Source organism: Kitasatospora sp. NPDC032150 (assembly GCF_055579945.1).
Genome location: NZ_JBVIMH010000007.1, coordinates 173,751 through 198,478 on the forward strand (window position 1 = coordinate 173,751; position 24,728 = coordinate 198,478).

Sequence of the window (24,728 nt, forward strand, 5' to 3'; positions counted from 1 at the left end):
ACGTACCCCGCCGTGACCACGGACAGCGCACTCACTCCCGAGCAGATCCTGAGCGCGGCGGAGGACGTCCTGCGGCGGTTCGGTCCGGCCAAGGCCACCGTGGTGGACATCGCCCGCACGCTCGGCGTCAGCCACGGCAGTGTCTACCGGCACTTCCCCAGCAAGGCCGCGCTCCGCGAGGCGGTCACCCAGCGCTGGCTGGACCAGGCGCACCACGCCCTGGCGGCGATCACCGGGGAGCGCGGCCCGGCCGTGGAGCGCCTGCACCGCTGGCTGGCGACGCTGTTCGCCGCCAAGCGCAAGAAGGCGCTGGACGATCCCGAGCTGTTCGCGACCTACATGACGCTGGTCAACGAGCTCTCGGCCACCGTCGAGGCGCACATCGAGACGCTCACCACCCAGATCGCCACGATCATCCAGGACGGCATCCACCAGGGCGAGTTCCGCCCGACCCACGTGGCCACGGCCGCACGCGCCGTCTTCCAGGCCACCGCCCACTTCCACGACCCGGTACACGCCGCCGAGTGGGCCGACCCGAAGTGCGAGACCGACTTCGAGGCCCTCTGGAACCTGCTCCTCACCGGCCTGCGCTCGCGCTGACACCCCGCGTCGGCGCCGGTACCCGCACGCTCGTACCGGCCCCGAGCGGCCAGGAGCCAGTGCTCGGCAGGCCCGCGCCTGCGCCTGGCACGGCCCTGCGCCCGACGCGGCTCCGCCCGACACCGCCCTGCGCCCGACGCGGCTCCGCCCGCCCCTGCCCCGCACCTGGCGTGGCCCATGCCCGTCCGGAATCCAGTCGCGCACGGCCGGGTCAAGCGGGCACGATGTCCCCCACCAAGTTGATCTCACACGGAGGACGACGTGCTTGCTCCCCGGTCGGCCCTCGACAGTCTGCGGGGCCTGGCCCTCGGCGACGCCTTCGGCGACCGCTGGTTCAGCGTGGACAACAGCGAGGCTGACGCCCGACTCGCCGCCCGGATGGTCCGCGAGGCGCCGTGGCACTGGACGGACGACACCGCGATGGCGCTGGTCCTCTTCCAGCACCTGCTCCAGTACGGCGAGGTCAGGCAGTCGGAGCTGGCGCGGGCGTTCGCAGAGGCCTACACCGACGACCCGGCGCGCAAGTACGGGCCGTCGATGCACCAGGTGCTGCGGCAGATCCACGAGGGCGGTGACTGGCAGGCCATCACCTCGTCGATGTTCGGCGGCCAGGGCTCGCACGGCAACGGCGCGGCGATGCGGGTCGCGCCGCTGGGCGCCTGGTTCGCCGACGACCTGGACCGGGTCGCCGAGCAGGCCGAACTCTCCGCGCTCACCACGCACTTCAACCCGGAGGCGGCCGCGGGAGCGGTGGCGGTCGCGCTCGCGGCGGCCTTCGCGGCCCGCAGCCGGGGCGAAGCGGCACCCGACCGGGTCGAACTGCTGGTCAGGGTCGCCGAGTTGCTGCCGGATTCCGATGTGCGCTCGGGCCTGCGGATCGCGGCCCGGTTCCCGGCGGGTACCTCCATCCGGCATGCCGCGAGCGTGCTCGGCTCCGGGCTGCAGATCTCCGCGCAGGACACCGTGCCGTTCGCACTCTGGTGCGCGGCGGGGCAGTTGGACTCGCTGCCGGAGGCGATCTGGGACACCCTCGGCGGCTGGGGCGACATGGACACCACCTGCGCCATCGCGGCCGGCGTGGTCGCCGCCCGCACCGGGCTGGCCGAGGTACCGCCGAGCTGGACCGCGGCGCAGCAGGAACTGCCCGACTGGGTCCCGGCGGCGTGATCCGGTGATCGGCCGACAGGGTGGTGGGTCCACGCCAGCGCGGACCCACCACCTTACGTCAGTCGCGGGAGTTGCCGAAGAGCAGCCGGTAGGCGATCAGCAGCACCAGCGAACCCGCGATCGCCGCGCCCCAGGTGGCGGGGTCGTAGAAGTGCCTGGCCACCGACCGGTGCAGGAAGGTCGCTGAGAGCCAACCGCCCACGAAGGAACCGGCGATACCGATCAGGGTGGTACCGATGAGGCCGCCCGGGTCACGTCCGGGAAGCAGGATTTTCGCGATAGCCCCGGCCAGCAGGCCGAGGATGATCCAGCTGATGAATCCCATACGTCTCTCCAACCCTTCGCCACGCCGCTCAGACGCAGCCTTACTGCCAGCGAGGACGCGTCCGGCCGCCGGCCGGTTCCCGCCACCCCGTTCCCGCTGGACCGTCCCGGACCACCGCACTCACCGCACCCGGGGCCCCAGCCCCGGGCCAGACCCCTCGCCCCGTCCCAGGAACGGTCCCGGACCCGAGCCCCGCCCCGGGCTCGGACCCCACCCCGGGCCCGATCGCCCACGGGAAGCATGAGAGGGTCGGGCGCCCGGAGCGGCCGCGCACGAGCGGCCGCCACCCGGCAGCCGCGGACGGGCAGGCGAGGAGGAGGGCGAGGCCATGGCCACCGGACGGGTACTGATCGCGGACGACGACGCCGCCATCCGCCGCTCGCTGGAGCGCGGACTGCGGCTGAGCGGCTTCACGGTGCTGGTCGCCGAGGACGGACCCGGGGCGATGCGCTTGCTGACCGGGGCGGGGGCGGGGTCCGCGCCGGACGTCGTGGTGCTGGACGTCTCGATGCCGGGCCTCAGCGGGATCGAGGTGTGTCGGGCGCTGCGGGCCGGGGGCGACGACACGCCCGTGCTGATGCTCTCGGCGCTGGACGAGGTGACGGACCGGGTCGCCGGGCTCCAGGCCGGGGCGGACGACTACCTGGTGAAGCCGTTCGCCCTGGAGGAGCTGGTCCTGCGGATCAGGGCGCTGCTCCGCCGCCGGGCGCCGGTGCCCACGGCCGGGCCGGCCGAACCGCCGCGACCGGAGGTGCTCCGCGCCGGACCGCTGACCGTCGATCCCGCCACCAGGCAGGTCTTCCGCGATGGCGTCGAACTCCAGCTCACCCGAAGGGAGTTCGAGCTGCTGGTGCAACTGGTGCGGAACTCCGGCCTGGTGCTCACCAGGGACCAGTTGCTCGACCGGGTCTGGGGCTACGACTTCGAGGTGCGGACCGACGCGGTGGACACCTTCATCAGCTATCTGCGCCGCAAGCTGGAGGCGGGTGGACGGCCTCGGCTGATCCACACCGTCCGCGGCGTCGGTTTCGTCCTGCGCCCGCCGAGCGACGTCCCCGAAGAACCCGGCCGCCCGGCCGCACCGCCGCCGGACGGCACCGGCCAGGCCGACGGCACCGGGCCGGCGGTCGGCCGATGAGGCTCTCGACCCGGATCGCGCTCTCGGTGACCGTCATGGTGCCGCTGCTGGTGCTGGCCGCCGGGCTGCTGGTGCTGGGGCTGGTCGGCCGCGACCTGCGGCACCAGCAGGACACCCGGCTCCAGGACCGGGCCGCGCTGGTGAAGCCGGACGTGAAGGCACTGCTCGCCGCCGACCAGGGCGGCCGGCCCCAGGCCGAGCAGAACCGGCACCGCAGGGTGCTCGCGGACACCCTCGACGCGGGGATCCGGGTGGCGGCGGCGGACGGCACGGTGCTCCTGACCGGCGGCCCGCAGCCCGCCGCCCCGGTGCGGCTGCCCCGGGCGACCGGGGACACTCCGGTCACCATCCGGGAAAGGGCGCGCGCCTGGCGGGTCCTGGCCGTACCGATGGACGGCTCGGCCCCTGGAACGCTCTGGCTGCTGACCCCGGCCTCGGCCACCGAGACCGAACTCGCGGCGGTGCGCCGGCGGGTGCTACTGGCCGCCCTGGTCACCGCACCGGTCTCCGGCCTGCTGGCCTACGCCATCGCCGACCGGACCACCGCCTCGCTGCGCCGGCTCAGCCGCCGGGCGGGCGAGCTGGACCCGGGAGCGGGCGCGGCCGGTTTCGCCACCCAGCACTCCGGTGTCGCCGAGGTGGACGAACTGGCGCTCTCCATCGCCGGGTTGCTCGCCCGCTACGAGGAGCAGGCGGGCCGTACGGCCCAGGCGCTGGACACCGCGCGGTCGTTCTCCTCCGCGGCCTCGCACGAACTGCGCACCCCGCTGATGAGCATGCGCACCAACCTGGACGTGCTGGCCGCGCACCCCGACCTGCCGGCCGAGGAACGCGACGAGGTGCTGGGCGACCTGCGGAGCGAACACGCCCGGCTGCTGGACCTGCTGACCGCGCTACGCGCCCTGGCCCAGGGCGACCTGGTCGAGCTGACCGCGTTCGGCCCGCTGGACCTGGCCGAGTTGACGGACGCGGTGGCGGGCGAGACGGCACGGCTCAGCCCGCAGGCCGAACTCTCCTGCGAGCTGCCGGCCGAGCTCCGGTTCTTCGGCTGGGAGGCGGGACTGCGCATCCTGCTGGTCAACCTGCTCAACAACGCGGCGGTACACGGCCGTTCGGCTGATTCCACGGTACGGATCGCGGTACGGCTGCGCGCCGAAGGCCAGTTCGCGGTGCTCACGGTGGACGACGGCGGGCCGGGCGTCCCGTCCGACGAGCGGGACAGGGTCTTCGCCCGGTTCCACCGCAGGCCGGGCAGCCCGGGCTCGGGACTCGGGCTGACCCTGGTCGCGCAGCAGGTGGCGCTGCACCGGGGCACGGTTTCGGTCGGGACACCGCCCCAGGGCGCGGGCTGCCGGTTCGAGGTCCGTCTGCCACTGCCCGCCACCGACGCCACGCCCCCGCGCCTCCCCCTCCGCCGCGACTGGCTCTCGGGGCAGGACCGCGGCTCGGATCCACACGCCGGGGTCTGACCAGGACGTCGTTCCCGGTACCGGCCGCCGCCCAGCCCGACCCGGACACCGAGCCCGGCCGGGGCGTTCCCGGTACCGGCCGCCGCCAGGATCCGGCTCACAGGGAATCCACAAGAACCGCCGCTACCTTCCGGTCCGGCCGGTCCGCGAAGGGCCGGCGTCTCGTGGCACTGGAGGAGATTCAGCCATGTTCCCGAACCGCAAGGCCACCGCCGCACTCGGCGCGCTCGCCCTGGCCGGCGCCCTGTTCGCCGCCGCCGCTCCCGCCCAGGCGGCGACCAAGCCGGCCCCGAAGGGGGACGGTGCGGTGGCCGTCTGCAAGCGCCTGCCGCAGACCGAGAAGCGGCTCACCGCCGCGATCACCCGGCTGAACGGTGACGCCACCGTGCCCGGTTCGATCGCCCGGATGGAGCAGCGGGTGGACAACGCCAAGTCGGCCGGCCACACCGAGATCGAGAAGTACCTGGGCGACCGACTCGCCTACCGCAAGAGCCTGCTGCCGAACCTGCAGACCCGGCAGACGGACCTCAAGTCCGTGGCGACCTGGTGCGAGGCGCACGGCCACGGTACGGCGGCGGGCCAGTGACCGTACGCCGCTCCGCCGCCACCCTGCTGGCCGCGCTGGTGCTCGGCTCGGCACCGCTGCTCACGGCCTGCGGACCGACCGGCGCCGCGCCCGCGCCGGCGGCCACGGTGACGTCGGCGCCGACGGACGGGGCGTCGGACGGCGGCGCGGACCCCCAGCTGAAGGACATGCAGCAGAAGGTTGACGCCGCGGAGAGCGCCGCCGCCCAGGCGGACGCGGACGCGACCAAGGACAACTGAGCCCGCGCGACGCCGAGCGCCGATCCGGCACCGCGTTCACGCGGCCTCCTCCGGCCGGCCTGCCCCGTCTCCCCCGGGGCAGGCCGGCCGCTTCCGGGTGCGGGCCCGAACCCGGCCGCGCGCTCGGCTACGAGCCCGGGCTCCGCCGCGCGGGCGGCGGGGGGCGCGGCGAGGCGACCACCAGGCGGTCCGCGCTTGACGCGTCGGCCCCGGCTCCGCGACGATCAGCCCATGGACACCGGCACCACCCTGGTCTGCCGCCTGCACGTCGATCTGCGACGCCAGGCGAGCGACATGTGTGCCCGCTGACCCGTCTCCCCGCCCTGTGACGTCCGCCAGGGCCTGAGCCGCGCTCCCGCCTCGCTCCCCCTTCGCTCTCCTCCTGCCTACCGCACGGGTCCGCGCTTCTCCGTGTGCCGTGTCCGGCAGGCTCCTTCGGCCTACCCGAGGATGCCCCATGAGCCTTGACCTCGCCCCCGCGCCCGCCGTGGCGCCGCCCGTCCCGAACGCCCAGCTCCCCCAGAACGCCCAACCCTCCCCACCCGTCCCGCTCTCCCCGAACGCCCTGCGCGAGATCGTCCGGGAGCTCGCCGGGCAGCCCGACCGCTGGCTGCCCCGGGTCCGGCTGTCCGCCGAGGACCGCTGGTACGAACGGCTGGTGCTCACCGAGGATCACGAGGTCTGGCTGATCAGCTGGCTGCCGGGCCAGTCCACCGGCTTCCACGACCACGGCGGTTCGCGCGGCGCCTTCGTGGTGACGCTGGGAGAGTTGGAGGAGCTGTCACTGGGCGGGCCCGGGCAGGGACTGCTGATCCGGCGGCTGGCCCCGGGCACGGCCCGGTCCTTCGGTCCCGAGTACCTGCACGACGTCCGGAACACCGGCGGTGGACCGGCGGTGACCATCCACGCGTACTCGCCGCCGCTGGCGTCGATGTCCCGGTACGAGCTGCGCGCCGAGGGCCTGGCGCGCACCGCCCAGGAGGGGCCGGAGCAGTGGTGACCACGGTTGACGAGCTGGTCGAGCGCGCGCGGGCCGGGGTGCACCGGCCGGGCCCGCTGGAGGCGTACCGCGCGGCCGCCGCGGGCGCACTGCTGGTGGACATCCGCCCGGCGGCGCAGCGTGCGCGTGAGGGCGGCATCCCCGGTGCGCTGGTGATCGAGCGGAACGTACTGGAGTGGCGGCTGGATCCGACGAGCGGTCACCGCGTGCCGGAGGCGACCGGGCACGGGCTGGCGGTGATCGTGCTCTGCTCGGAGGGCTACGCGTCCAGCCTGGCCGCCGCCGGCCTGCGCGAGCTGGGGCTGTACCGGGCGACCGACCTGGACGGCGGTTTCCTCGCCTGGGCCGCCGCGGGCCTGCCGACCGTGCCCGGGGCGACCGAGGGCCCGGAGCACCGGACCGCTCCTCCGTGCCTGACCGCTGCCGAGGGCCCGGAGCACCGGACCGCTCCTCCGCTGCGGCCCGGCGGGAATGCGTGACAGGGCGGTGAGGTTTGCACCCGCGAAGGACGGGGAAAGCCGTGACGATCCGAAGATCAGTTCGAGTCGGACGCGCTCTGCCGTGTTCTGACATCCGTTCCAAGAACCGAACGGCGCCCGGGCGCCGAAGCTAGGATCCTTTCGTGATCAGATTCGACGGCGCCGCCAAGCGCCACCCCGACGGCACGATCGCCGTCGAGGGCCTCGACCTGGACATACCTGCCGGCCGCACCACGGTGCTGGTCGGACCCTCCGGCTGCGGCAAGACCACGATCCTGCGGATGGTCAACCGCATGGTCGAGCCGACCGCGGGACGGGTGCTGCTGGACGGCACCGACGTCTCCCAGCTGCCCGCCGCCAAGCTGCGCCGGGGCATCGGCTATGTGATCCAGCAGGCCGGGCTCTTCCCGCACCGCCGCGTCATCGACAACATCGCCACCGTCCCCTACCTGCTCGGCTGGGACCGCAAGAAGGCCCGCGCCCGAGCCGCCGAGCTGCTCGAACTCGTGGGCCTGGCGCCCGAACTGGCCAAGCGCTACCCCTTCCAGCTCTCCGGCGGCCAGCAGCAGCGGGTCGGCGTGGCCCGAGCGCTGGCGGCCGACCCTCCGGTGCTGCTGATGGACGAGCCGTTCAGTGCGGTCGACCCGGTGGTCCGCGCCGGACTTCAGGACGAACTGCTCCGTCTGCAGAGCGAGTTGAACAAGACCGTACTGTTCGTCACACACGACATCGAGGAGGCCGTCCGGCTCGGCGACCAGGTGGCGGTACTGCGCGAGCGGGGTCGCATCGCCCAACTCACCGACCCGCACACCCTGTTGACCGAACCGGCCGACGAGGGCGTGGCCGCCTTCCTGGGCCGCGACCGCGGGCTGCGCGGCCTCGGGCTGCTCCCGGCTCGCACGGTCGCCGTCCGTCCACTCGGCGAGGGCACCCGGCAGGGCGACTGGGAGCTGCGGCTGGACGCGGACGGTCGGCCGACCGGCTGGGTCGACCTCGACCGGCCGGATGAGGAGCCTCACCCCGCACCGGTCTTCCACCCCGGAACCGACACCCTGCGCGGTGCGCTGGACGCCGCCGTCCTCTCCCCGGCCGGCGCGGTCGTCGCCGTCGACGCGAACGGCCGGGCGGTCGGCACCGCCGACCGGGCGGCGGTCCTCGCCGCACTGACCGGCGCCCCTACGGCTCCGGAGCCCGGGAGCAGCCGAGGTCCGGTGAGCACCGATGGACGGTGAACCCCTGGTCCGCTGGTACTGGATCGGGGACCACCTCGGCTACCTGCGCGACCTCACCCTCGACCATGCGGTGATCTCCCTGGTCCCGGTGCTGATCGCGCTGCTGATCGCCGTTCCGCTGAGCCTCGCCTGTGCTCGCTTCCCCCGCATCTACCAGCCGCTCTCCGCCGTCTTCAACGTGGTGTACGCGCTGCCCTCGCTCGCGGTCTTCGTGGTGCTGATCCCGTACACCGGGCTGGCCACCCGGGCCACCGTGATGGTGCCGCTCACCTTCTACGCGCTCGCCGTACTGCTGCCCACCGCCGTGGACGGGCTGCGCTCGGTGCCGGACTCCGTGCGGCAGGCGGCGACCGCCATGGGCTACGGCCCCTGGCACCGGCTGTCCGCCGTCGAACTCCCGGCCACCGTCCCGTACCTGATGGCCGGGCTGCGGGTCGCCGCGGTGTCCAGCATCTCGCTGGCGGCGGTCGGCGCGCTGATCGGCCGGGGCGGCCTCGGCTACCTGTTCATCGACGGTTTCCAGCGCACCTTCCCGACCCCGATCGTGGCCGGCATCGTGCTGATCGCCGCGCTCGCCCTGGCCACCGACCTGCTGCTGATCCTGGCCCGGCGACTGCTGGCGCCCTGGGCCGTCCGGACGGGGGCCGCCCGATGAACTGGATCGGCTGGCTGCACACCTTCTTCACCGCGCCCGACCGGCAGAGCGGGCCCAACGCGATCACCCACCGGGTCGCCGAGCACCTCGCCTTCTCCGGCGAGGCCCTGCTGTACGCGGCGCTGCTGGCGATCCCGCTCGGCCTGCTCATCGGCTACACCGGGCGCGGTGCCGTCGCCGTGACCGCGCTCACCGGCATCGCCCGCGCCCTGCCCACCCTCGGCCTGGTCACGCTCACCGTACTGGTCGGCGGGGTCGGCGACACCGCCATCCTGCTCCCGCTGGTCGCACTGGCCGCACCGCCGGTGCTGGTCGCCACGGTCGAGGGCATCCGGGGCACCGACCCCGAACTGCGGGACGCCGCGCTCGGCATCGGCATGACGGGCCGCCAGGTGCTCTGGCAGGTCTGTCTGCCGGGTGCGCTGCCCGCCGTCCTCGCCGGCCTGCGCACGGCGGCCGTCCAGGTGATCGCCACCGCCACCGTCGCCGCGTACGTCGGCCTCGGCGGACTCGGCCGGTACGTCATCGACGGCCTGGCCACCCGCGACTTCCCGGCCACCCTGGGCGGCGCACTGCTGGTCGTACTGCTCGCCGTCGCCACCCAGCTGCTGTTCGCCGGCCTGATCCGGTACGCGCTGCCGCGCGGCGTGCGTGCCCAGCGTGCGGCCGGTGCCACCGTCGCGCACAGCTCGTGAGGCCGCCCGGCGGCCAGCTCGTCCACCGGACCACCCCCCGCGCCGCGCCCGGCCGCGGGACCACGAAAGGGACCCCATGACCACCCGTCTGCTCAGGACCGTCACCGCCGTTGGCCTGCTGCTCGGTGCGGCGGCCTGCTCCTCCTCCGGCAGCGGCAACCCGCTGGACTCCTCGGCCAATTCATCGGGCTCGTCAGGCGGCGGGAAGACCGTGGTGGTCGGCTCGGCGAACTTCCCGGAGAACGTCCTGCTGGCCTCGATCTACTCGCAGGCGCTGAAGGCCAAGGGCGTCAAGGTCGAGGAGAAGTTCAACATCGGCAGCCGCGAGGTGCTCTACGGCCAGCTGAAGAACGGCAGCCTGACCGTCCTGCCCGAGTACAACGGCGCGCTCCTCGGCTACCTGGACGCCAAGAACACCGCCACCGGCACCGAGGCGGTCAACGCCGCGCTGCAGCAGGTGCTGCCGAGCACGCTGGGGATCCTCGACTCGGCCGCGGCCGAGGACAAGGACTCGCTGAACGTCACCCAGGAGACCGCCGACAAGTACCAGTTGAAGAGCATCGCCGACCTGGCCGGCAAGGCCGGCGAGTTCACCATCGGCGGGCCACCGGAGTTCAAGTCCCGCCGCGAGCAGCAGTTCAAGGACGTCTACGGGCTCACCTTCAAGGAGTGGAAGCCCACCGGGGACACCACCGCCAACGCGCTCAAGGACGGCTCGATCCAGGTCGGCAACGTCTTCACCACCGACCCGAAGATCGTCCAGTTCAAGCTGGTCTCGCTGACCGACCCGAAGAACCTCTTCAGCTCGCAGAACGTCACCCCACTGGTCAACAAGGCCGGTCTGGACGCCACCGCCACCGGCGCCCTGAACGCCGTCTCGGCCAAGCTCGACACCCCGGGCCTGACCACCATGATGAAGCGGGTCTCCGTCGACAAGGAGGACCCCTCGACGGTGGCCAAGGACTGGCTGAAGTCCAACGGCCTGGGCTGACCGCACCCGGCCGGGCCCCGCACCTCCGATTCCCGAGGTGCGGGGCCCCGCCGTTCTCCGGGACCAGGTGCCGACCGGGCGTCAGATGCCTTGACAGCCAAGTGGTCCAGACCAAACATAGGCGATGTAGTTCCGACCGGGATGCACTGCGGGGCTGTGAACACCGGCCGGCCGTGCGCTCCCTCCGCACGCCGCACCACCCCTGCGGGGCCCGCGTCAGGCACCGTCGTGCCCACACCCGGGCGAACGGTCATCACCTTCACGTCTGTTGGAGCATCCATGCGCCTGAACAGATCCATCCGTGCACTGCTGGCCGGCTGTGCCGGCCTGGCCGCCACGGTCGGGCTGACCGTCGTGGGCGGCACCGCCGCCCACGCGGCCACCCCGGCCGCCACCCCGCTGCCGCAGCACGTCTTCGCCCCGTACTTCGAGGCGTGGACCGGGGACAGCCCGGCGAAGCTGGCGAGCCAGTCCGGCGCCAAGTACCTGACCATGGCGTTCATCCAGGCGGCCGGCAAGGGCAGTTGCACCCCGTACTGGAACGGCGACACCTCGATGCCCATCGCCCCGGCTCAGTTCGGCGCCGACATCGCCGCCATCAGGGCGGCCGGCGGAGACGTGATCCCGTCCTTCGGCGGCTACACGGCCGACAACACCGGCACCGAGATCGCTGACAGCTGCGCCGACGTGAACGCCGTCGCCGGCGCCTTCGAGTCCGTCATCACCGCCTACGACGTCAGCCGGATCGACCTCGACATCGAGGACAACTCGCTGACCGACGCCGCCGGGATCGACCGCCGCAACAAGGCGGTCAAACTGGTCGAGGACTGGGCCGCCTCGAACGGCCGCAGCATCCAGTTCTCCTACACCCTGCCGACCACCACCGGTGGACTGGCGGCCGGCGGGCTGAACGTGCTGCGCAACGCGGTGCAGAACAACGCGCGGATCGACGTCGTCAACATCATGACGTTCGACTACTACGACAACGCCTCGCACGACATGGGCAACGACACCCAGAGCGCGGCGACCGGACTCCACGACCAGCTGGCCGAGCTCTACCCGGGCCGGACGGCCGCACAGCTGTGGGGATCGATCGGGGTCACCGACATGCCGGGCATCGACGACTTCGGCGCGGCCGAGACCTTCACCACCGCCGACGCCGCCAACGTCTACGACTGGGCCGTCGCCAAGGGCATCAACACCCTCTCGTTCTGGGCGCTGCAGCGCGACAACGGCGGCTGCGTCGGCACCGCCGGCAGCGACAGCTGCTCCGGGATCAGCCAGCACCCCTGGGACTTCACCCATGTCTTCGCGCCGTTCAGCGGCGGCGGCAGCGGACCGGTGACCAACGACTTCTCGGTGGGGCTATCCCCCGCCGCCGGTTCGGTCACGCCGGGCGGCAGTCTGCGCAGCAGCGTCACCACCGCCGTCACGGCCGGCTCGGCGCAGTCCGTCACCCTCGGCGTGAGCGGCGCGCCCGCCGGGGTCACCGCCAGCGTCAGCCCGAGCCCGGTGAACGCCGGGGACAGCGCCACGCTCGACATCTCCACCCCCTCGGTGGTGGCGCCCGGGACCTATCCGCTCACCATCACCGGCGACGCGGCCTCCGGCACCCACAGCGCCACCTACACGCTGACCGTGACCGGCTCCGGTGGCGGGGCCAAGGGCCTGGCCAACGGCGACCTGGAGAGCGGCAGCCTCAGCCCGTGGGCCTGCCAGAGCGGCGGCGCGGTGGTCACCGCCCCGGTGCACTCCGGCAGCTACGCGCTCTCGGCGGCGGCCGGCCCGAACCAGACCGGCGAGTGCGGCCAGACCGTCACGCTGTCCCCCAACACCCAGTACACGCTGACAGGTTGGGTCCAGGGCAACTACGCCTACCTCGGCGTCAGCGGCGACGCCACCGCCGGCACCTGGGCCTCGGCGAGCGGCTGGATCAGGCTGACCGTCCCGTTCACCACCGGCTCCACCGGTAAGGTCACCGTCTACGTGCACGGCTGGTACGGCCAGGGCAGCGTCCACGGAGACGACTTCTCGATCGCGTAAGGGCGCTGCTGGAGCAGCCCTTCGGGTTCTCGATCGCGCAAGCGCGCCGGGGAACAGCCTCCGGCCTGGTGAACGACGGATCGATCGCCTACTGCACCTCCGCTGGCTGCGCCAACACCCATGGCGGGGTCGGCCGTTACACGTACTACACGGTGTCCGGCACCCTCAAGCCGGGCGGGAACGCCTCGGACGTCACCGCGGCCGGGCCGGACCTCGCTCGTACGTCCGCGAGCAGCTGCCGGGGCGCGGCGAGTCCCGCTGACGCTACGCCGGCTCCTTCTTCCGCCACGGACTGCAGAGCGTGACGTAGCAGGCGGTGGCGAGCACCGCACAGCCCAGCACCACCACGCCGAGCAGCAGCGCCGAGGGCCGGCCGCCCGCGCTGCTGAGCGGAGCGACGACGGCGGCGCACAGGAAGGTGCCGGTGCCGATCAGCGCGGAGGCCGAGCCAGCCGCGTGCGGGGCCATGGTCAGCGCCTGGGCGTTGGAGTTGGGCACCAGGATGCCCATGCTGGCCATCAGCAGGAAGAGTGCGGGCCACACCCCGGGCAGGCCCAGGTGCCAGACACCGGTGGTGAGGACGATCGCCGCGCCCGCCGTCCCGGCGCCGCAGAGCCCGAGCAGCATCAGGGTGGGCGCCGGCAGCTTCCGTACCAGCAGTCGGCCGTTCAGCTGGGTGGAGCCCACCACCGCAACGGAGTTGGTGGCGAAGACCAGGCTGTACATCTGCGGCGAGATGGCGTACTCGCTCTGCAGCACCGAGGAGGAACCGCTGACGTAGACGAAGAGCGCGCCGAAGGCGAAGGTGCTGGTGAGCAGGTAGCCGAGGAAGTGCCGGTCGCGCAGCAGTCCACCGATGGCGCGGACCGTGCTGCCGATGCCGTCGGTGTGGCGGCGCTCGGGCGGCAGCGACTCGCGCAGCGCCAGCGCGGAACCGAGGGTGAGCAGCGCGCCGACCAGGGCGAGGGCGACGAAGGTGCCGCGCCAGTTGGTGAGGTGCAGCAACTGGGCGCCGAGGACGGGAGCCAGGATCGGGGCGAGACCGGATATCACGCCGAGGGTGGCCATGAAGCGGATCATCGCCACCCCCTCGTACCGGTCGCGGGCGACGGCCCTGGCGATCACCAGACCGGCGGCCCCGCCGAGTCCCTGCAGGGCCCGTCCGGCGATCAGCAGCGGTACCGAACCGGCCAGTGCGCAGACCACGGTGGCCAGGGTGTAGATGGCCATGCCGACCAGCAGCGGAGGCCGCCGGCCGAGCCGGTCGCTGAGCGGCCCGAACAGCAGCTGACCCGCCGCCATACCGAACATCGAGCCGGTGAGGGTGAGTTGCGCGGTGGTCGCGGTGGAGCCGAGGTCGGAGGTGAGCGCGGGCAGGGCGGGCAGATAGAGGTCGGTGGTGAGCGGCCCCAACGCGGCCAGTCCACCGAGGACGACCACGGCGCCCCGGCTCGGCGCCCCGCCCAGCGGGTCGGTGGGCGCGGTCTCGCTGGTGGCGGCTCCGGAGGCATCGGACGACTGGTCACCGGTGGCGCCCAAGGTCGGGCCTGGCATGGGCCTCCTCTGCGGTGGGTCGGGTACGCCCCCACCCGCAGCGATGAGATGTCGGACTGTTCGTACTCCAGTCTACTTGAGTGAACGTCACATAATCCAAGAGTCAGTCGGCGGCCTGTCCCGCCTTGCGGGCCGCGACGACGACCGCGTCGTCCTGCCAGCCGTACAGCTCATGGCCGACCAGGGCCACGTTGTAGAGACCGCAACGAGCCGTCGCCCTGGCGGGTATGTCGCCGGGGAACCAGGACGCCTTGAGGCGCACCGCTCCCTGGGGGGTGCCGTTGCTGCAGCCCGCGGGCAGCTTCCCGTCGGGCAGCGAGGCCTTCAGCAGGCGGTCGCCACCGGTGGTGGACATCAGGTAGGAGACCCTGGTCGCGCCGTCCGGCAGCCAGGCGGGCATCGACTTGCGGTCGGCCTTCGCCGCACTTCCGGTGGGGTACGCGGCCTCCTGGCGGTGCATGTTCTCCCGCAGCTCGCCGGCCTTGGGCACCAGCATGACGGCCCCGATCGCCACACCTCCGGCGGCTATGACGCCCACGAAGGCCTTCCCCGCGAAACCCATGATGACGAACCTCGGTTCTCGTTCCCGTCTGTCCCTACCACTCCATCCTGACCGCCGCCGGTGCCCGCGACGATCGGCATCAGGTACCGACCGCCCTCCACCTTCGGGCGTACCCACCGCTGGGACAACCCCCCGATCGGCCGCCGATCACCGGCTCCGCCCCGGACCCAGGGTGACGGACCGCCGACGGCACTCCGTTCCCGCGCGCCGCGGACGGTTCAGTCGGCGGGCCGGAACTCGTGGACGACCTCGATCGGGCCGACGATGTGGCGGGGTGGCGCGCCTGGCCGCCCAGGCTGCCGGACCAGTGCGGTTTTGACGCTGACCCGCGTCAGCGGTAGGCCGCCTCGCCGGTGATCGCCTCGCCGAGCACCAGGGTGTGGATCTCGGAGGTGCCCTCGTAGGTGAGTACGGACTCCAGGTTGTTGGCGTGCCGGAGCACCGGGTACTCCACGGTGATGCCGTTGGCGCCCAGGATGGTGCGGGCGCTGCGGGCGATCTCCAGGGCGGTGCGGACGTTGTTGAGCTTGCCGAAGCTGATGTGTGCGGGCCGGCACTGCCCGGCGTCCTTGAGGCGTCCGATCCGGACGGCGACCAGGTACGCCTTCTCGACCTCCAGCATCATCTCCACCAGCTTCTGCTGGGTGAGTTGGAAGGCCGCGATCGGGCGCTCGAACTGGATCCGGCTCTTCGCGTAGTCCAGTGCTGTGGTGTAGCAGTCGCGGGCCGCGCCGACGGTGCCCCAGAGGATGCCGTACCGGGCCTCGTTCAGCGAGGAGAGCGGGCCGCGCAGCCCCTGTACACCCGCGAGCACCGCATCGGCGGGCAACACGACCTCGTCCAGCACCAGTTCGCTGGTCACCGAGGCACGCAGCGAGAGCTTGCCGTGCACATCGCGGGCCGTGAACCCGGGGGTGCCCTTCGGGACCAGGAAGCCCCGGACGCCCTCCTCGGTCTGTGCCCAGACGACGGCGACGTCCGAGATGCTGCCGTTGGTGATCCACATCTTGCTGCCCGAGAGCACCCAGTCACCGCCCTTGCGGCGGGCCCTGGTCCGCATGTTGACCGGGTCGGAGCCGAAGTCCGGTTCGGTGAGGGCGAAGCAGCCGATCGCGCGTCCGGTGGCCAGCGCCGGCAGCCACTGCTGCTTCTGCTCCTCGGAGCCGAAGGCGTGGATGGAGCGCATGGCGAGCGAGCCCTGGACCGAGACGAAGCTGCGCAGCCCCGAGTCGGCGGCCTCCAGTTCCATGCAGGCGACGCCGTAGGCGACCGCGGAGGAGCCGGTGCAGCCGTAGCCGTCCAGGTGCATGCCGAGCACGCCCAGCTCGCCCAGTTCCGGGGCGAGTTCGCGGGCCGGGAAGACGCCGCGCTCGAACCAGTCGCCCACGTACGGCCGGATCCGCTCGTCGGCGAACTTCCGTACCGTGTCCCGGATCAGCCGCTCCTCGTCGGTCAGCAGCTCGCCGACGGAGAGCAGGTCGGCCGGATCCAGGCGGGCAGGGGTCGTTGCCATTCGGGCTCCTCGGGACGGTGCGGGGGCGCGGCTGGGTGGGCCACGGCGACGAGTATCGCGCACGGGCGCGCGAGGAGGGTACGAGACGCTGCCCACACCCGCGATCGCGCCATCACCCCTTCCGGCGCGGACTCTTGATGCGGTCACGACCAACTGCTTCGCTTCCTTGCACTGTTGGGAAACCTTCCTGATGTGCGACCGACAGGCCCGACGGACTCCCGGATGGTGACCCATGCGCTCACGTGCTCCGCTCCGCCCGCTCCTCACCCTGGCGATCACTGCCGCACTGGCCGGCGGCACCCTCGCACTCGCCCCGGCCGGCCAGGCGGCGACCCCTGCGGCCACCGACCCGATCGGCCTCAACGCCCCCTACGAGTACCTGGGTTGGGGCAGCGCGCAGAAGCCGGGGATCGGCCGGTCGCGGTACGCGTTCACGAAGATCGTCGCCAGGTACCACGGCTGACATCGAGGATGTTCGGGCACCCGGACGGCCGACGGCGCTCCCGGCGTGCTCAGCGCCGGGCGCCGAGGGCCGCTTCGGCGAAGTTGTCCCAGTGGCCGGCCGAGGCGACCGGGATGCACACCCAGTCCCGCATCGGCCGGCCGCCCATCGGATCGAAGAAGTGCGCCCCCGGCAGGTGCAGCGCCTCGGCCTGCGCGGGAGTGCCGTGGCCCAACCGGCAGACCAGCTCACTCCGGTGGAGGCCGGCGAAGGCCTTGCCGTCGGCATCCTTCAGACAGGGCATGCCGAACATCTGGGAGCGGGTGGCTCCGAGCGGCGCCAGTTCCTCGGCGATCTCCTCGTAGCGGACCGCCGGATCGGTTCTCTCGGTCATGCCGCCATGCTGCACCCCGGCAGCCCGCTCCGCCTCACGTCGCGGCCATGCGGGCCGGGAGCGGGTCCGGGCGACCGGGGAGCAGGCCGGGTCTCAGCTCCGGGTGGTGCTGTAGGCCGCGAAGGACTGGCGGTCGCCCGACCAGGCCGACCGGGGGACGGCCTGGTCCAGGTGGTCCAGGTCGGCGACGGACAGCACGAGGTCCGCGGCGGCGGCGTTCTCGGTGATCCGGGCGGCCCGCCTCGTCCCGGGGATCGGCACCACGTCGCTGCCCTGCGCCAGCAGCCAGGCGAGGACGAGCTGAGCCGGCGACACCTCGCGCTCCGCGGCGAGCTGGCCGACCTCGGCGGACATCGCCCGGTTGTGCTCCAGGCTGCCGCCCTGGAAGCGCGGGTCGACGAGCCGGAAGTCGCCGGGCTGGAGGGAGTCGGGGCTGACGGCCCCCGCCGGGAAGCCCCGGCCGAGCGGACTGTACGGGACCAGGCCGATGCCCAGCCGGCGCGCGGTGGGCAGCACGTCGTCCTCGATGTCGCGCCACCACAGCGGCCACTCGTACTGGACCGCGCTGATCGGGTGGGTGGCCGCCGCCCGCTCCAGTTCCTCGGGGCTCGCCTCGGACAGCCCCAGATGGCGGACCTTGCCCTCCGCGACCAGCTCCGCCATGGCGCCGACGGTCTCCTCGATCGGCACCTGCGGATCGATCCGGTGCTGGTAGTACACGCTCGCCGGGCGGCGGGGCTCCGCCGCGGTACGACCGGCCGCGCGGAAATACCTGGGCCCGTCCGGAGGCTCTCATGATCAGAAGCCGGCAATCAGGGAGGTGTCCCACCATGGGTGGCGAGCAGGAGTACCGCGTCGAGCACGACTCGATGGGCGAGGTCCGAGTCCCGGCCGCGGCGAAGTGGCAGGCGCAGACACAGCGGGCGGTGGAGAACTTCCCGGTGTCCGGCCAGCGCCTGGAGCGCGCCCATGTCGAGGCCCTGGCGCTGATCAAGGCGGCCGCCGCCAAGGTCAACGCCGAGCTCGGTGTGCTGGACCTGCCGACGGCGAAGGCGATCCAGGAGGCGGCCTGCGAGGTCGCCGCGGGGCGGTGGGACGACCAGTTCCCGGTGGACGTGTTCCAGACCGGTTCCGGTACGTCCTCCAACATGAACGCCAACGAGGTGATCGCCACCCTGGCCGGCGAGCGCCTGGGCCACCCGGTGCACCCCAACGACCACGTCAACGCCAGCCAGTCCTCGAACGACGTCTTCCCCTCCTCGATCCACATCGCCGCGACGGCGGCCGTCACCGGCGACCTGATCCCGGCCCTGGAGCAGCTCGCGGCGGCGCTGGAGCGCAAGTCCGCCGAGTTCGCGGAGGTGGTCAAGTCGGGCCGCACCCACCTGATGGACGCCACCCCGGTCACCCTGGGCCAGGAGTTCGGCGGCTACGCGGCGCAGGTGCGGTACGGGATCGAACGGCTGGCCGCGACCCTGCCCCGGGTGGCCGAGCTGCCGCTGGGCGGGACGGCCGTCGGCACCGGCATCAACACCCCGCCCGGGTTCTCCGCCGCCGTGATCGCCGAGGTCGCCCGGGCCACCGGGATGCCGCTGACCGAGGCGCGCAACCACTTCGAGGCCCAGGGTGCCCGGGACGGCCTGGTGGAGCTGAGCGGCCAGCTGCGCACCATCGCGGTCGGCTTCACGAAGATCGCCAACGATCTGCGCTGGATGGGTTCCGGCCCGCGGACGGGCCTCGGCGAGATCAACCTGCCGGATCTCCAGCCGGGTTCCTCGATCATGCCGGGGAAGGTCAACCCCGTGCTGCCCGAGGTGGTGCTGATGGTCGCGGCCCAGGTGATCGGCAACGACGGGACGGTCACCGTCGCGGGCGCCGGCGGCAACTTCGAGCTGAACGTCATGCTCCCGGTGATCGCCCGCAACCTACTGGAGTCGATCCGGCTGCTGGCCAACAGCGCCCGGCTGCTGGCCGACCGGGCGGTGGACGGCATCACCGCCAACGTCGAACGGGCCCGCGAGTACGCCGAGTCCTCACCCTCCGTGGTGACCCCGCTGAACCGCTACATCGGCTACGAGGAGGCCGCCAAGGTGGCCAAGCAGGCACTGGCCGAGCGCAAGACCATCCGGCAGGTGGTGGTGGAGCGCGGCTACCTGGCGGACGGCCGACTGACCGAGGCTCAACTGGACGAGGCGCTGGACGTGCTGCGGATGACCCGCCCTTGACCCGCGCACCCGGGGTGTGAACGGCGTGCGGGCCGGCCACCGAGGTGACCGGCCCGCGCGCGTGCTGCCCCGGTGCCGTCACCGACTCTCGCTCCTGGGCACCCGCGGAGCGGCCGTGTGGCCGGGCTGACGTCCGGCCTTCAAGCCGCCCAGGGCCCGCGCGCCGGCGATGGCCGCGAGCGCGAGGCAGAGCATCACCGCTCCGGTGATCACGTTGGCGAGAATCGACCGCATGATCGCTTCGTGGCCGGCCATCGACCAGGGAGCGATGATCGTCCAAACACCGATCACCGCGGCGGCCCAGGCCCGGGCGTGGGTCCGCTCGTAGGCCGAGCCGAAGCCCGAAATCAACACCGCGAAGGCGAGACCGAGCACCAGGTTGTTGATGGTGAGCGCGTGCAGGGGGGTAAACCCGACCACCCACGGTGACACCGCCAGGAACAGACCGGCCAGAGTCGCCAGCGCCTCGATGCTCTGCGCCCTCGGTGTCGCCACGACTCTTTCGGACTGCTCATGCAACTCCAGGATGTCCGGATGGTGCTCCATCCCCATCGGCAGCTGAGTTGACACCGGGACCACCTCCTAGCTCTGGGCCACGGCCGGTCCGCCTGGCCACTATCCATTTTGTGGCAGGAATAACGGTTTGTCCCGATTTACCACTCGGCCGTACCCACCTTCGGAGCCACCCGCAGCGCCCTGGCCCATCAAGGATCGGCGCCCCTCACGGGCCTCCTGACCCGCCCTTCCACGTGAAGGTCCGAGCGGCCCGGCAACAGCCCGATTCGTGAGCTGCGTCTCACCGGGGCTGGGCACCATTGCCTATGCAACTAGTTGCATAGAAGGATGCGGGCATGGCACTGGAGCACGCGATCCTCGTCTCGCTGCTGGAGCAGCCCGGCTCGGGCTATGAGCTGGCCAGGCGTTTCGACCGCTCGATCGGGCGCTTCTGGACCGCCACCCACCAGCAGATCTACCGGGTGCTGCGGCGGATGGAGACGGACGGCTGGGTCGCCGTGGAGGCGGTGACCCAGGACGGGCGGCCGGACAAGAAGGTCTACTCGGTCGCCGCTCCCGGTCGCTCGGCGCTCGGCACCTGGCTGCGCGAGCCGGTGGAACCGGAGACCGTCCGCCACGAGCTGGCCGTGAAGATCCGTGCGGCCGCCTTCGAGGACCCGGGGGCACTGATCCCCGAGGTCGAGCGGCACCGGGAGATCCATGCGGCCCTGCTGGGCCGCTATCTGACCGGCGAGCAGCGGGACTTCCCCGACCCGTCCGCGCTCGACGCCCAGCAGCAGCTCCAGCACGTGGTGCTGCGCGGCGGCATCGAGTACGAGCGGATGACCCTCGCCTGGCTGGACGACGTCCTCGCCACCCTGCACCGTCTGCACCGCCACACCGACTGAACCCTCGACTCCCAGGGACTCACACCATGCTGTTCAACCCGCGCACGTACGACCCCGCGCAGTTCGACGACACCACCCGCCGCCTGCTGCGCGCGACCGTGGACTGGTTCGAGTCGCGCGGCAAGAAGGCGCTGATCGACACCTACATCGACCGCGCCTGGTACGGGGACTTCCTCGAGTTCGCCGCCAAGGAGGGACTGTTCGCGGAGTTCCTGACGCCGTCCGCGGCGGACGGCACCAGGCGCTGGGACACTGCCCGGATCGCGGAGCTGAACGAGATCCTCGGCTTCTACGGCCTGGGCTACTGGTACACCTGGCAGGTCACCATCCTGGGCCTGGGACCGGTCTGGCAGAGCGAGAACGAGGCCGTCCGCGCGCGTGCGGCGAAGCTTCTGGCGGAAGGTCACGTGATGGCCTTCGGTCTCTCCGAGCGCACCCACGGCGCCGACATCTACTCGACCGACATGATCCTCACCCCGGACGGCGAGGGCGGCTTCACCGCGACCGGCTCCAAGTACTACATCGGCAACGGCAACGTGGCCGGCCTGGTCTCGGTGTTCGGCCGCCGCTCGGACGTGGAGGGACCCGAGGGGTACGTCTTCTTCGCCGCCGACAGCCGGCACGAGGCGTACCACCTGGTCAAGAACGTGGTGAACGCGCAGATGTACGTCAGCGAGTTCCGCCTGGAGAACTACCCGGTGCGGGCCGAGGACGTCCTGCACACCGGCAAGGCCGCCTTCGACGCCGCCCTGAACACCGTCAACGTCGGCAAGTTCAACCTGTGCACGGCCTCCATCGGCATCTGCGAGCACGCGATGTACGAGGCGGTGACCCACGCCCACAACCGCGTGCTGTACGGCCGGAAGGTCACCGAGTTCCCGCACGTGCGCCGGGAGTTGACCGACGCGTACACCCGCCTGGTGGCGATGAAGCTGTTCAGCGACCGCGCGGTGGACTACTTCCGTTCCGCCTCGGCCGAGGACCGCAGGTACCTGCTGTTCAACCCGATGACCAAGATGAAGGTCACCACCGAGGGCGAGAAGGTCATCGACCTGATGTGGGACGTCATCGCAGCCAAGGGCTTCGAGGCGGACACCTACTTCGACAAGGCCGCCCGCGACATCCGGGGCCTGCCGAAGCTTGAGGGCACCGTCCACGTCAACCTGGCCCTGATCCTCAAGTTCATGGCCAACTACCTGTTCAACCCGGCCGAGTACCCGGCGGTGCCGACCCGGCTGGACGCCGCCGACGACACCTTCCTGTTCCAGCAGGGCCCGGCCCGCGGCCTGGGCGCGATCCGCTTCCACGACTGGCGCACCGCCTACGACGCGCACGCGCACATCCCGAACGTCGCCCGCTTCCGCGAGCAGGCGGACGGCCTGTGCACGCTGCTCGCCACCCACGCGCCGGACGCCGCCCAGCAGCAGGACCTGGACTTCCTGCTGGAGATCGGCCAGCTGTTCGCGCTGGTGGTCTACGGCCACCTGGTGCTGGAGCAGGCCGAGTTGACCGGGGTCACTGCGCTTGACGAGCACGGGGGCGACCTGCTGGACGGCATCTTCGACTTCCTGGTCCGCGACTTCTCCGCCCACGCCACCGAGTTGCACGGCAAGAGCTCCACCACCGAGGCGCAGGCCGCCTGGGCGCTCGCCCACGTCCGCCGTCCGGTCGCGGACGCCGAGCGCGCCGAGCGGGTCTGGCAGACGGTCGCCGCGCTCAGCGGCACCTACGAGATGCAGCCGTAGCCGGATGCGGTCGTAACCGCGCCCGGAGGCCCACGGCCACGGCCGGTCCCCGAGTCACCGCAGGACCCGGGGACCGGCCGCGCTCGTCATCCGCTCAGTCCACCGGCACGGCGGCTCCCACCGGGCGCCCGGCCGGGTGCGGGCGGAGGTGGTCCACGGCGAGGCTGCCGGGGCCGGTCACGGCGATGGCCAGGAAGGCCCAGCAGAACAGCACCGCCGGTTCACCGCCGTTCTCGATCGGCCACAACGCATGCTCCTGGTGCACGCTGAAGTAGGCGTACGCCATGGAACCCGAGCAGAGCAGCGCCGCGGGCCGGGTACCGAGCCCCAGCAGCACCAGCACCCCGCCGACCAGCTGGATCAGCGCGGCCCACCAGCCCGGCCACTGGCCGACCGGGACGGTCCTGCCGTGCGCACCGCCCAGCACTCCGAAGAGGCTCGCGGCGCCGTGACAGGTGAAGAGCAGGGCGATGACGACGCGGAACAGCGCCAGGGCGTGCGGCCTGGCACGGTCGGCCAGGGCACGGGGATCGAAGGACATCGAGTTCTCCTCGGTCGGCGGCCGACCGGACGACCGGCACGGGCATCGGACGGACCCGGCATCGGCCCCACTCCGGTACCGGCGCGCATGAACGCACTGCGTGACGTACCGCTCGCCTGCGGCCGGCGGCATCGCTTGACGTGCTGCGCTCAATTCTGACGGTGCATCACCACGCCGGGCCAGGCCCGCATCCTATGAGGTTCCTCAGAATCCCGGCGGCCCCGCCGGCTCCGGCTCCGGCCCCGATGGCTGAGAGCACTCCCCCGCCCACCGCCGTACCGTGGAAAGGGGCCGGGGAGCCGTTATCGCACGCCGGTAGCGGAGGGCAAGGCTCAGCCGATCCACTGGGCAATCTGCCCAGTGAGGTACGCGATCCCCTACTCATCTTGCACAGATTGATCAGCCGGAAATCCCACTGTTGCCCACCGGCCCGGGCGGGAGCAAGCTCTGCGCACAACCGCAGGCACCCACTCCCCCGACCTGCGGAAGCCTCAACGTGGAGGAACACCGATGACCGCCGACGCCGTTGAACTCACTCCCGAGGAACTGGACGCGGGCCTCGACGCGGAGCAGCTGCGCCGCCTGGTGGGGCTGGTCGAGCACGACCCGGCCGGCGACCCGTTCCCGGTCATCGCGCAGGACGCGATCGTCTTCGTGGTCGGCAACGCCACCCAGACGGCCCACTACTACCAGGCCGTCTTCGGCATGGACCTGGTCGCCTACTCCGGCCCGGAGACCGGCCGCCGGGACCGCAAGTCGTTCGTGCTGCGCTCCGGCTCGTGCCGCTTCGTGATCGAGGGCGGGGTCGCCCCGGACAGCCCGCTGCTGGACCACCACCGCCGGCACGGCGACGGCGTGGTCGACCTGGCGCTGGAGGTGCCGGACGTCGACAAGTGCATCGAGCACGCCCGGGCCCAGGGCGCGAAGATCCTGGAGGAGCCGAACAACGTCTCCGACGAGCACGGCACCGTCCGGCGCGCCGCCATCGCCACCTACGGCGAGACCCGGCACACCCTGATCGACCGGTCCCAGTACCACGGCCCCTACCTGCCGGGCTACGTCGCCGCCGAGACCAGGGTGACCCGCCCCGAGGGCGCCCCCCGCCGACTGTTCCAGGCGCTGGACCACGCGGTCGGCAACGTCGAACTCGGCAGGATGGACGAGTGGGTCGCCTTCTACAACCGGGTCATGGGCTTCGTGAACATGGCCGAGTTCGTCGGCGACGACATCGCCACCGAGTACTCCGCCCTGATGAGCAAGGTGGTCGCCAGCGGCAACCACCGGGTGAAGTTCCCGCTGAACGAGCCCGCCATCGCCAAGAAGAAGTCGCAGATCGACGAGTACCTGGAGTTCTACGGCGGCCCCGGCTGCCAGCACCTGGCGCTCGCCACCAACGACATCCTGACCACGGTGGACGTGCTGCGCGCCAACGGCGTGGAGTTCCTCTCCACCCCCGACTCCTACTACGACGACCCGGAGCTGCGCGCCCGGATCGGCAAGGTGCGGGTCCCGGTCGAGGAGCTCAAGAAGCGCCACATCCTGGTCGACCGCGACGAGGACGGCTACCTGCTGCAGATCTTCACCAAGCCGCAGGGCGACCGACCGACGGTGTTCTTCGAGTTCATCGAGCGGCATGGATCGCTGGGCTTCGGGAAGGGCAACTTCAAGGCGCTCTTCGAGTCCCTGGAGCGTGAGCAGGACAAGCGCGGCAACCTCTGAGCCGCGGCACC

Annotated in this window: 25 protein-coding genes and 1 pseudogene; 18 read left to right on the plus strand and 8 right to left on the minus strand. The window is 72.1% G+C overall.

Going from position 1 to position 24,728, the window contains the following annotated elements:
* Positions 1-12 precede the first annotated feature (12 nt).
* A complete protein-coding gene (locus ACZ5ON_RS11405) occupies positions 13-600 on the plus strand; it encodes a TetR/AcrR family transcriptional regulator (protein WP_465589129.1) in 588 nt (195 codons plus the stop codon).
* A gap of 261 nt (positions 601-861) precedes the next feature.
* On the plus strand, positions 862-1,767 hold the full coding sequence (locus ACZ5ON_RS11410; protein ID WP_465589132.1) for an ADP-ribosylglycohydrolase family protein: 906 nt from the start codon (positions 862-864) through the stop codon (positions 1,765-1,767).
* A 58-nt stretch (positions 1,768-1,825) separates the two neighbouring features.
* On the opposite strand, the gene ACZ5ON_RS11415 is transcribed toward ACZ5ON_RS11410, so the two are convergent.
* Positions 1,826-2,092: a GlsB/YeaQ/YmgE family stress response membrane protein gene (locus tag ACZ5ON_RS11415; protein ID WP_465589135.1), complete on the minus strand. Its 267-nt coding sequence runs from the start codon at positions 2,090-2,092 to the stop codon at positions 1,826-1,828.
* A gap of 328 nt (positions 2,093-2,420) precedes the next feature.
* Between ACZ5ON_RS11415 and ACZ5ON_RS11420 the strand changes: the two genes are divergently transcribed.
* The 11 genes and pseudogenes from ACZ5ON_RS11420 (at position 2,421) to ACZ5ON_RS11470 (ending at position 12,619) form a co-directional block, all read left to right on the plus strand.
* Positions 2,421-3,230: a response regulator transcription factor gene (locus ACZ5ON_RS11420; RefSeq protein ID WP_465589138.1), complete on the plus strand. Its 810-nt coding sequence runs from the start codon at positions 2,421-2,423 to the stop codon at positions 3,228-3,230.
* Positions 3,227-4,699 carry a sensor histidine kinase gene (locus ACZ5ON_RS11425; RefSeq protein ID WP_465589141.1) on the plus strand — a complete coding sequence of 491 codons (1,473 nt, stop codon included), beginning with the start codon at positions 3,227-3,229 and terminating at the stop codon, positions 4,697-4,699. The genes ACZ5ON_RS11420 and ACZ5ON_RS11425 overlap by 4 nt, the downstream gene beginning before the upstream one ends.
* 187 nt (positions 4,700-4,886) lie before the next feature.
* Entirely contained in the window at positions 4,887-5,285 is a 399-nt protein-coding gene (locus ACZ5ON_RS11430) for a hypothetical protein (RefSeq protein WP_465589144.1), read from the plus strand.
* On the plus strand, positions 5,282-5,524 hold the full coding sequence (locus tag ACZ5ON_RS11435) for a hypothetical protein (protein WP_465589147.1): 243 nt from the start codon (positions 5,282-5,284) through the stop codon (positions 5,522-5,524). The genes ACZ5ON_RS11430 and ACZ5ON_RS11435 overlap by 4 nt, the downstream gene beginning before the upstream one ends.
* 457 nt (positions 5,525-5,981) lie before the next feature.
* A complete protein-coding gene (locus tag ACZ5ON_RS11440) occupies positions 5,982-6,524 on the plus strand; it encodes a cysteine dioxygenase (RefSeq protein ID WP_465589150.1) in 543 nt (180 codons plus the stop codon).
* Positions 6,518-6,886: pseudogene (locus ACZ5ON_RS11445) on the plus strand (rhodanese-like domain-containing protein); the annotation flags it as partial. The gene ACZ5ON_RS11440 and the pseudogene ACZ5ON_RS11445, both read left to right, overlap by 7 nt.
* 260 nt (positions 6,887-7,146) lie before the next feature.
* Complete coding sequence (locus tag ACZ5ON_RS11450; RefSeq protein WP_465589153.1) at positions 7,147-8,235, plus strand: ABC transporter ATP-binding protein; 1,089 nt, start codon at positions 7,147-7,149, stop codon at positions 8,233-8,235.
* On the plus strand, positions 8,225-8,890 hold the full coding sequence (locus tag ACZ5ON_RS11455; protein WP_465589158.1) for an ABC transporter permease: 666 nt from the start codon (positions 8,225-8,227) through the stop codon (positions 8,888-8,890). The genes ACZ5ON_RS11450 and ACZ5ON_RS11455 overlap by 11 nt, the downstream gene beginning before the upstream one ends.
* Positions 8,887-9,585 carry an ABC transporter permease gene (locus tag ACZ5ON_RS11460; RefSeq protein WP_465589163.1) on the plus strand — a complete coding sequence of 233 codons (699 nt, stop codon included), beginning with the start codon at positions 8,887-8,889 and terminating at the stop codon, positions 9,583-9,585. The genes ACZ5ON_RS11455 and ACZ5ON_RS11460 overlap by 4 nt, the downstream gene beginning before the upstream one ends.
* A 76-nt stretch (positions 9,586-9,661) precedes the next feature.
* On the plus strand, positions 9,662-10,576 hold the full coding sequence (locus ACZ5ON_RS11465; RefSeq protein ID WP_465589166.1) for an ABC transporter substrate-binding protein: 915 nt from the start codon (positions 9,662-9,664) through the stop codon (positions 10,574-10,576).
* A 279-nt stretch (positions 10,577-10,855) separates the two neighbouring features.
* Entirely contained in the window at positions 10,856-12,619 is a 1,764-nt protein-coding gene (locus ACZ5ON_RS11470) for a glycosyl hydrolase family 18 protein (RefSeq protein WP_465589169.1), read from the plus strand.
* 264 nt (positions 12,620-12,883) lie between these two features.
* On the opposite strand, the gene ACZ5ON_RS11475 is transcribed toward ACZ5ON_RS11470, so the two are convergent.
* From ACZ5ON_RS11475 to ACZ5ON_RS11485, 3 genes are all read right to left on the minus strand, one after another.
* Positions 12,884-14,173: a multidrug effflux MFS transporter gene (locus tag ACZ5ON_RS11475; RefSeq protein ID WP_465589172.1), complete on the minus strand. Its 1,290-nt coding sequence runs from the start codon at positions 14,171-14,173 to the stop codon at positions 12,884-12,886.
* Positions 14,174-14,276: 103 nt separating this feature from the next.
* Positions 14,277-14,735 carry a hypothetical protein gene (locus ACZ5ON_RS11480; protein WP_465589175.1) on the minus strand — a complete coding sequence of 153 codons (459 nt, stop codon included), beginning with the start codon at positions 14,733-14,735 and terminating at the stop codon, positions 14,277-14,279.
* A 331-nt stretch (positions 14,736-15,066) separates the two neighbouring features.
* A complete protein-coding gene (locus ACZ5ON_RS11485) occupies positions 15,067-16,248 on the minus strand; it encodes an acyl-CoA dehydrogenase family protein (protein WP_465589178.1) in 1,182 nt (393 codons plus the stop codon).
* A gap of 232 nt (positions 16,249-16,480) precedes the next feature.
* On the opposite strand from ACZ5ON_RS11485, the gene ACZ5ON_RS11490 reads away from it, so the two are divergent.
* A complete protein-coding gene (locus tag ACZ5ON_RS11490; RefSeq protein WP_465589181.1) occupies positions 16,481-16,711 on the plus strand; it encodes a hypothetical protein in 231 nt (76 codons plus the stop codon).
* Between the two features lie 49 nt (positions 16,712-16,760).
* Here the strand turns inward: ACZ5ON_RS11490 and ACZ5ON_RS11495 are convergent, their stop codons facing one another.
* Both ACZ5ON_RS11495 and ACZ5ON_RS11500 read right to left on the minus strand, forming a co-directional pair.
* Complete coding sequence (locus tag ACZ5ON_RS11495; protein ID WP_465589183.1) at positions 16,761-17,084, minus strand: hypothetical protein; 324 nt, start codon at positions 17,082-17,084, stop codon at positions 16,761-16,763.
* Between the two features lie 93 nt (positions 17,085-17,177).
* Complete coding sequence (locus tag ACZ5ON_RS11500; RefSeq protein WP_465589186.1) at positions 17,178-17,804, minus strand: aldo/keto reductase; 627 nt, start codon at positions 17,802-17,804, stop codon at positions 17,178-17,180.
* 110 nt (positions 17,805-17,914) lie between these two features.
* On the opposite strand from ACZ5ON_RS11500, the gene ACZ5ON_RS11505 reads away from it, so the two are divergent.
* The gene (locus ACZ5ON_RS11505) at positions 17,915-19,309 is read left to right on the plus strand and encodes a class II fumarate hydratase (RefSeq protein ID WP_465589192.1); all 1,395 of its coding nucleotides are present in this window, start codon (positions 17,915-17,917) and stop codon (positions 19,307-19,309) included.
* Between the two features lie 78 nt (positions 19,310-19,387).
* Here the strand turns inward: ACZ5ON_RS11505 and ACZ5ON_RS11510 are convergent, their stop codons facing one another.
* A complete protein-coding gene (locus tag ACZ5ON_RS11510) occupies positions 19,388-19,879 on the minus strand; it encodes an SPW repeat protein (protein WP_465589197.1) in 492 nt (163 codons plus the stop codon).
* A gap of 281 nt (positions 19,880-20,160) precedes the next feature.
* On the opposite strand from ACZ5ON_RS11510, the gene ACZ5ON_RS11515 reads away from it, so the two are divergent.
* Together ACZ5ON_RS11515 and ACZ5ON_RS11520 are read left to right on the plus strand one after the other, a co-directional pair.
* Entirely contained in the window at positions 20,161-20,712 is a 552-nt protein-coding gene (locus ACZ5ON_RS11515) for a PadR family transcriptional regulator (RefSeq protein WP_465589201.1), read from the plus strand.
* A gap of 26 nt (positions 20,713-20,738) precedes the next feature.
* A complete protein-coding gene (locus ACZ5ON_RS11520; protein WP_465589204.1) occupies positions 20,739-22,457 on the plus strand; it encodes an acyl-CoA dehydrogenase in 1,719 nt (572 codons plus the stop codon).
* A gap of 94 nt (positions 22,458-22,551) precedes the next feature.
* Here the strand turns inward: ACZ5ON_RS11520 and ACZ5ON_RS11525 are convergent, their stop codons facing one another.
* Positions 22,552-22,998, minus strand: a complete 447-nt coding sequence (locus tag ACZ5ON_RS11525) for a DoxX family protein (protein WP_465589207.1) — start codon at positions 22,996-22,998, stop codon at positions 22,552-22,554.
* A gap of 510 nt (positions 22,999-23,508) precedes the next feature.
* Between ACZ5ON_RS11525 and hppD the strand changes: the two genes are divergently transcribed.
* The gene (gene hppD, locus ACZ5ON_RS11530) at positions 23,509-24,717 is read left to right on the plus strand and encodes a 4-hydroxyphenylpyruvate dioxygenase (RefSeq protein WP_465589210.1); all 1,209 of its coding nucleotides are present in this window, start codon (positions 23,509-23,511) and stop codon (positions 24,715-24,717) included.
* The last annotated feature ends 11 nt before the right edge of the window (positions 24,718-24,728 follow it).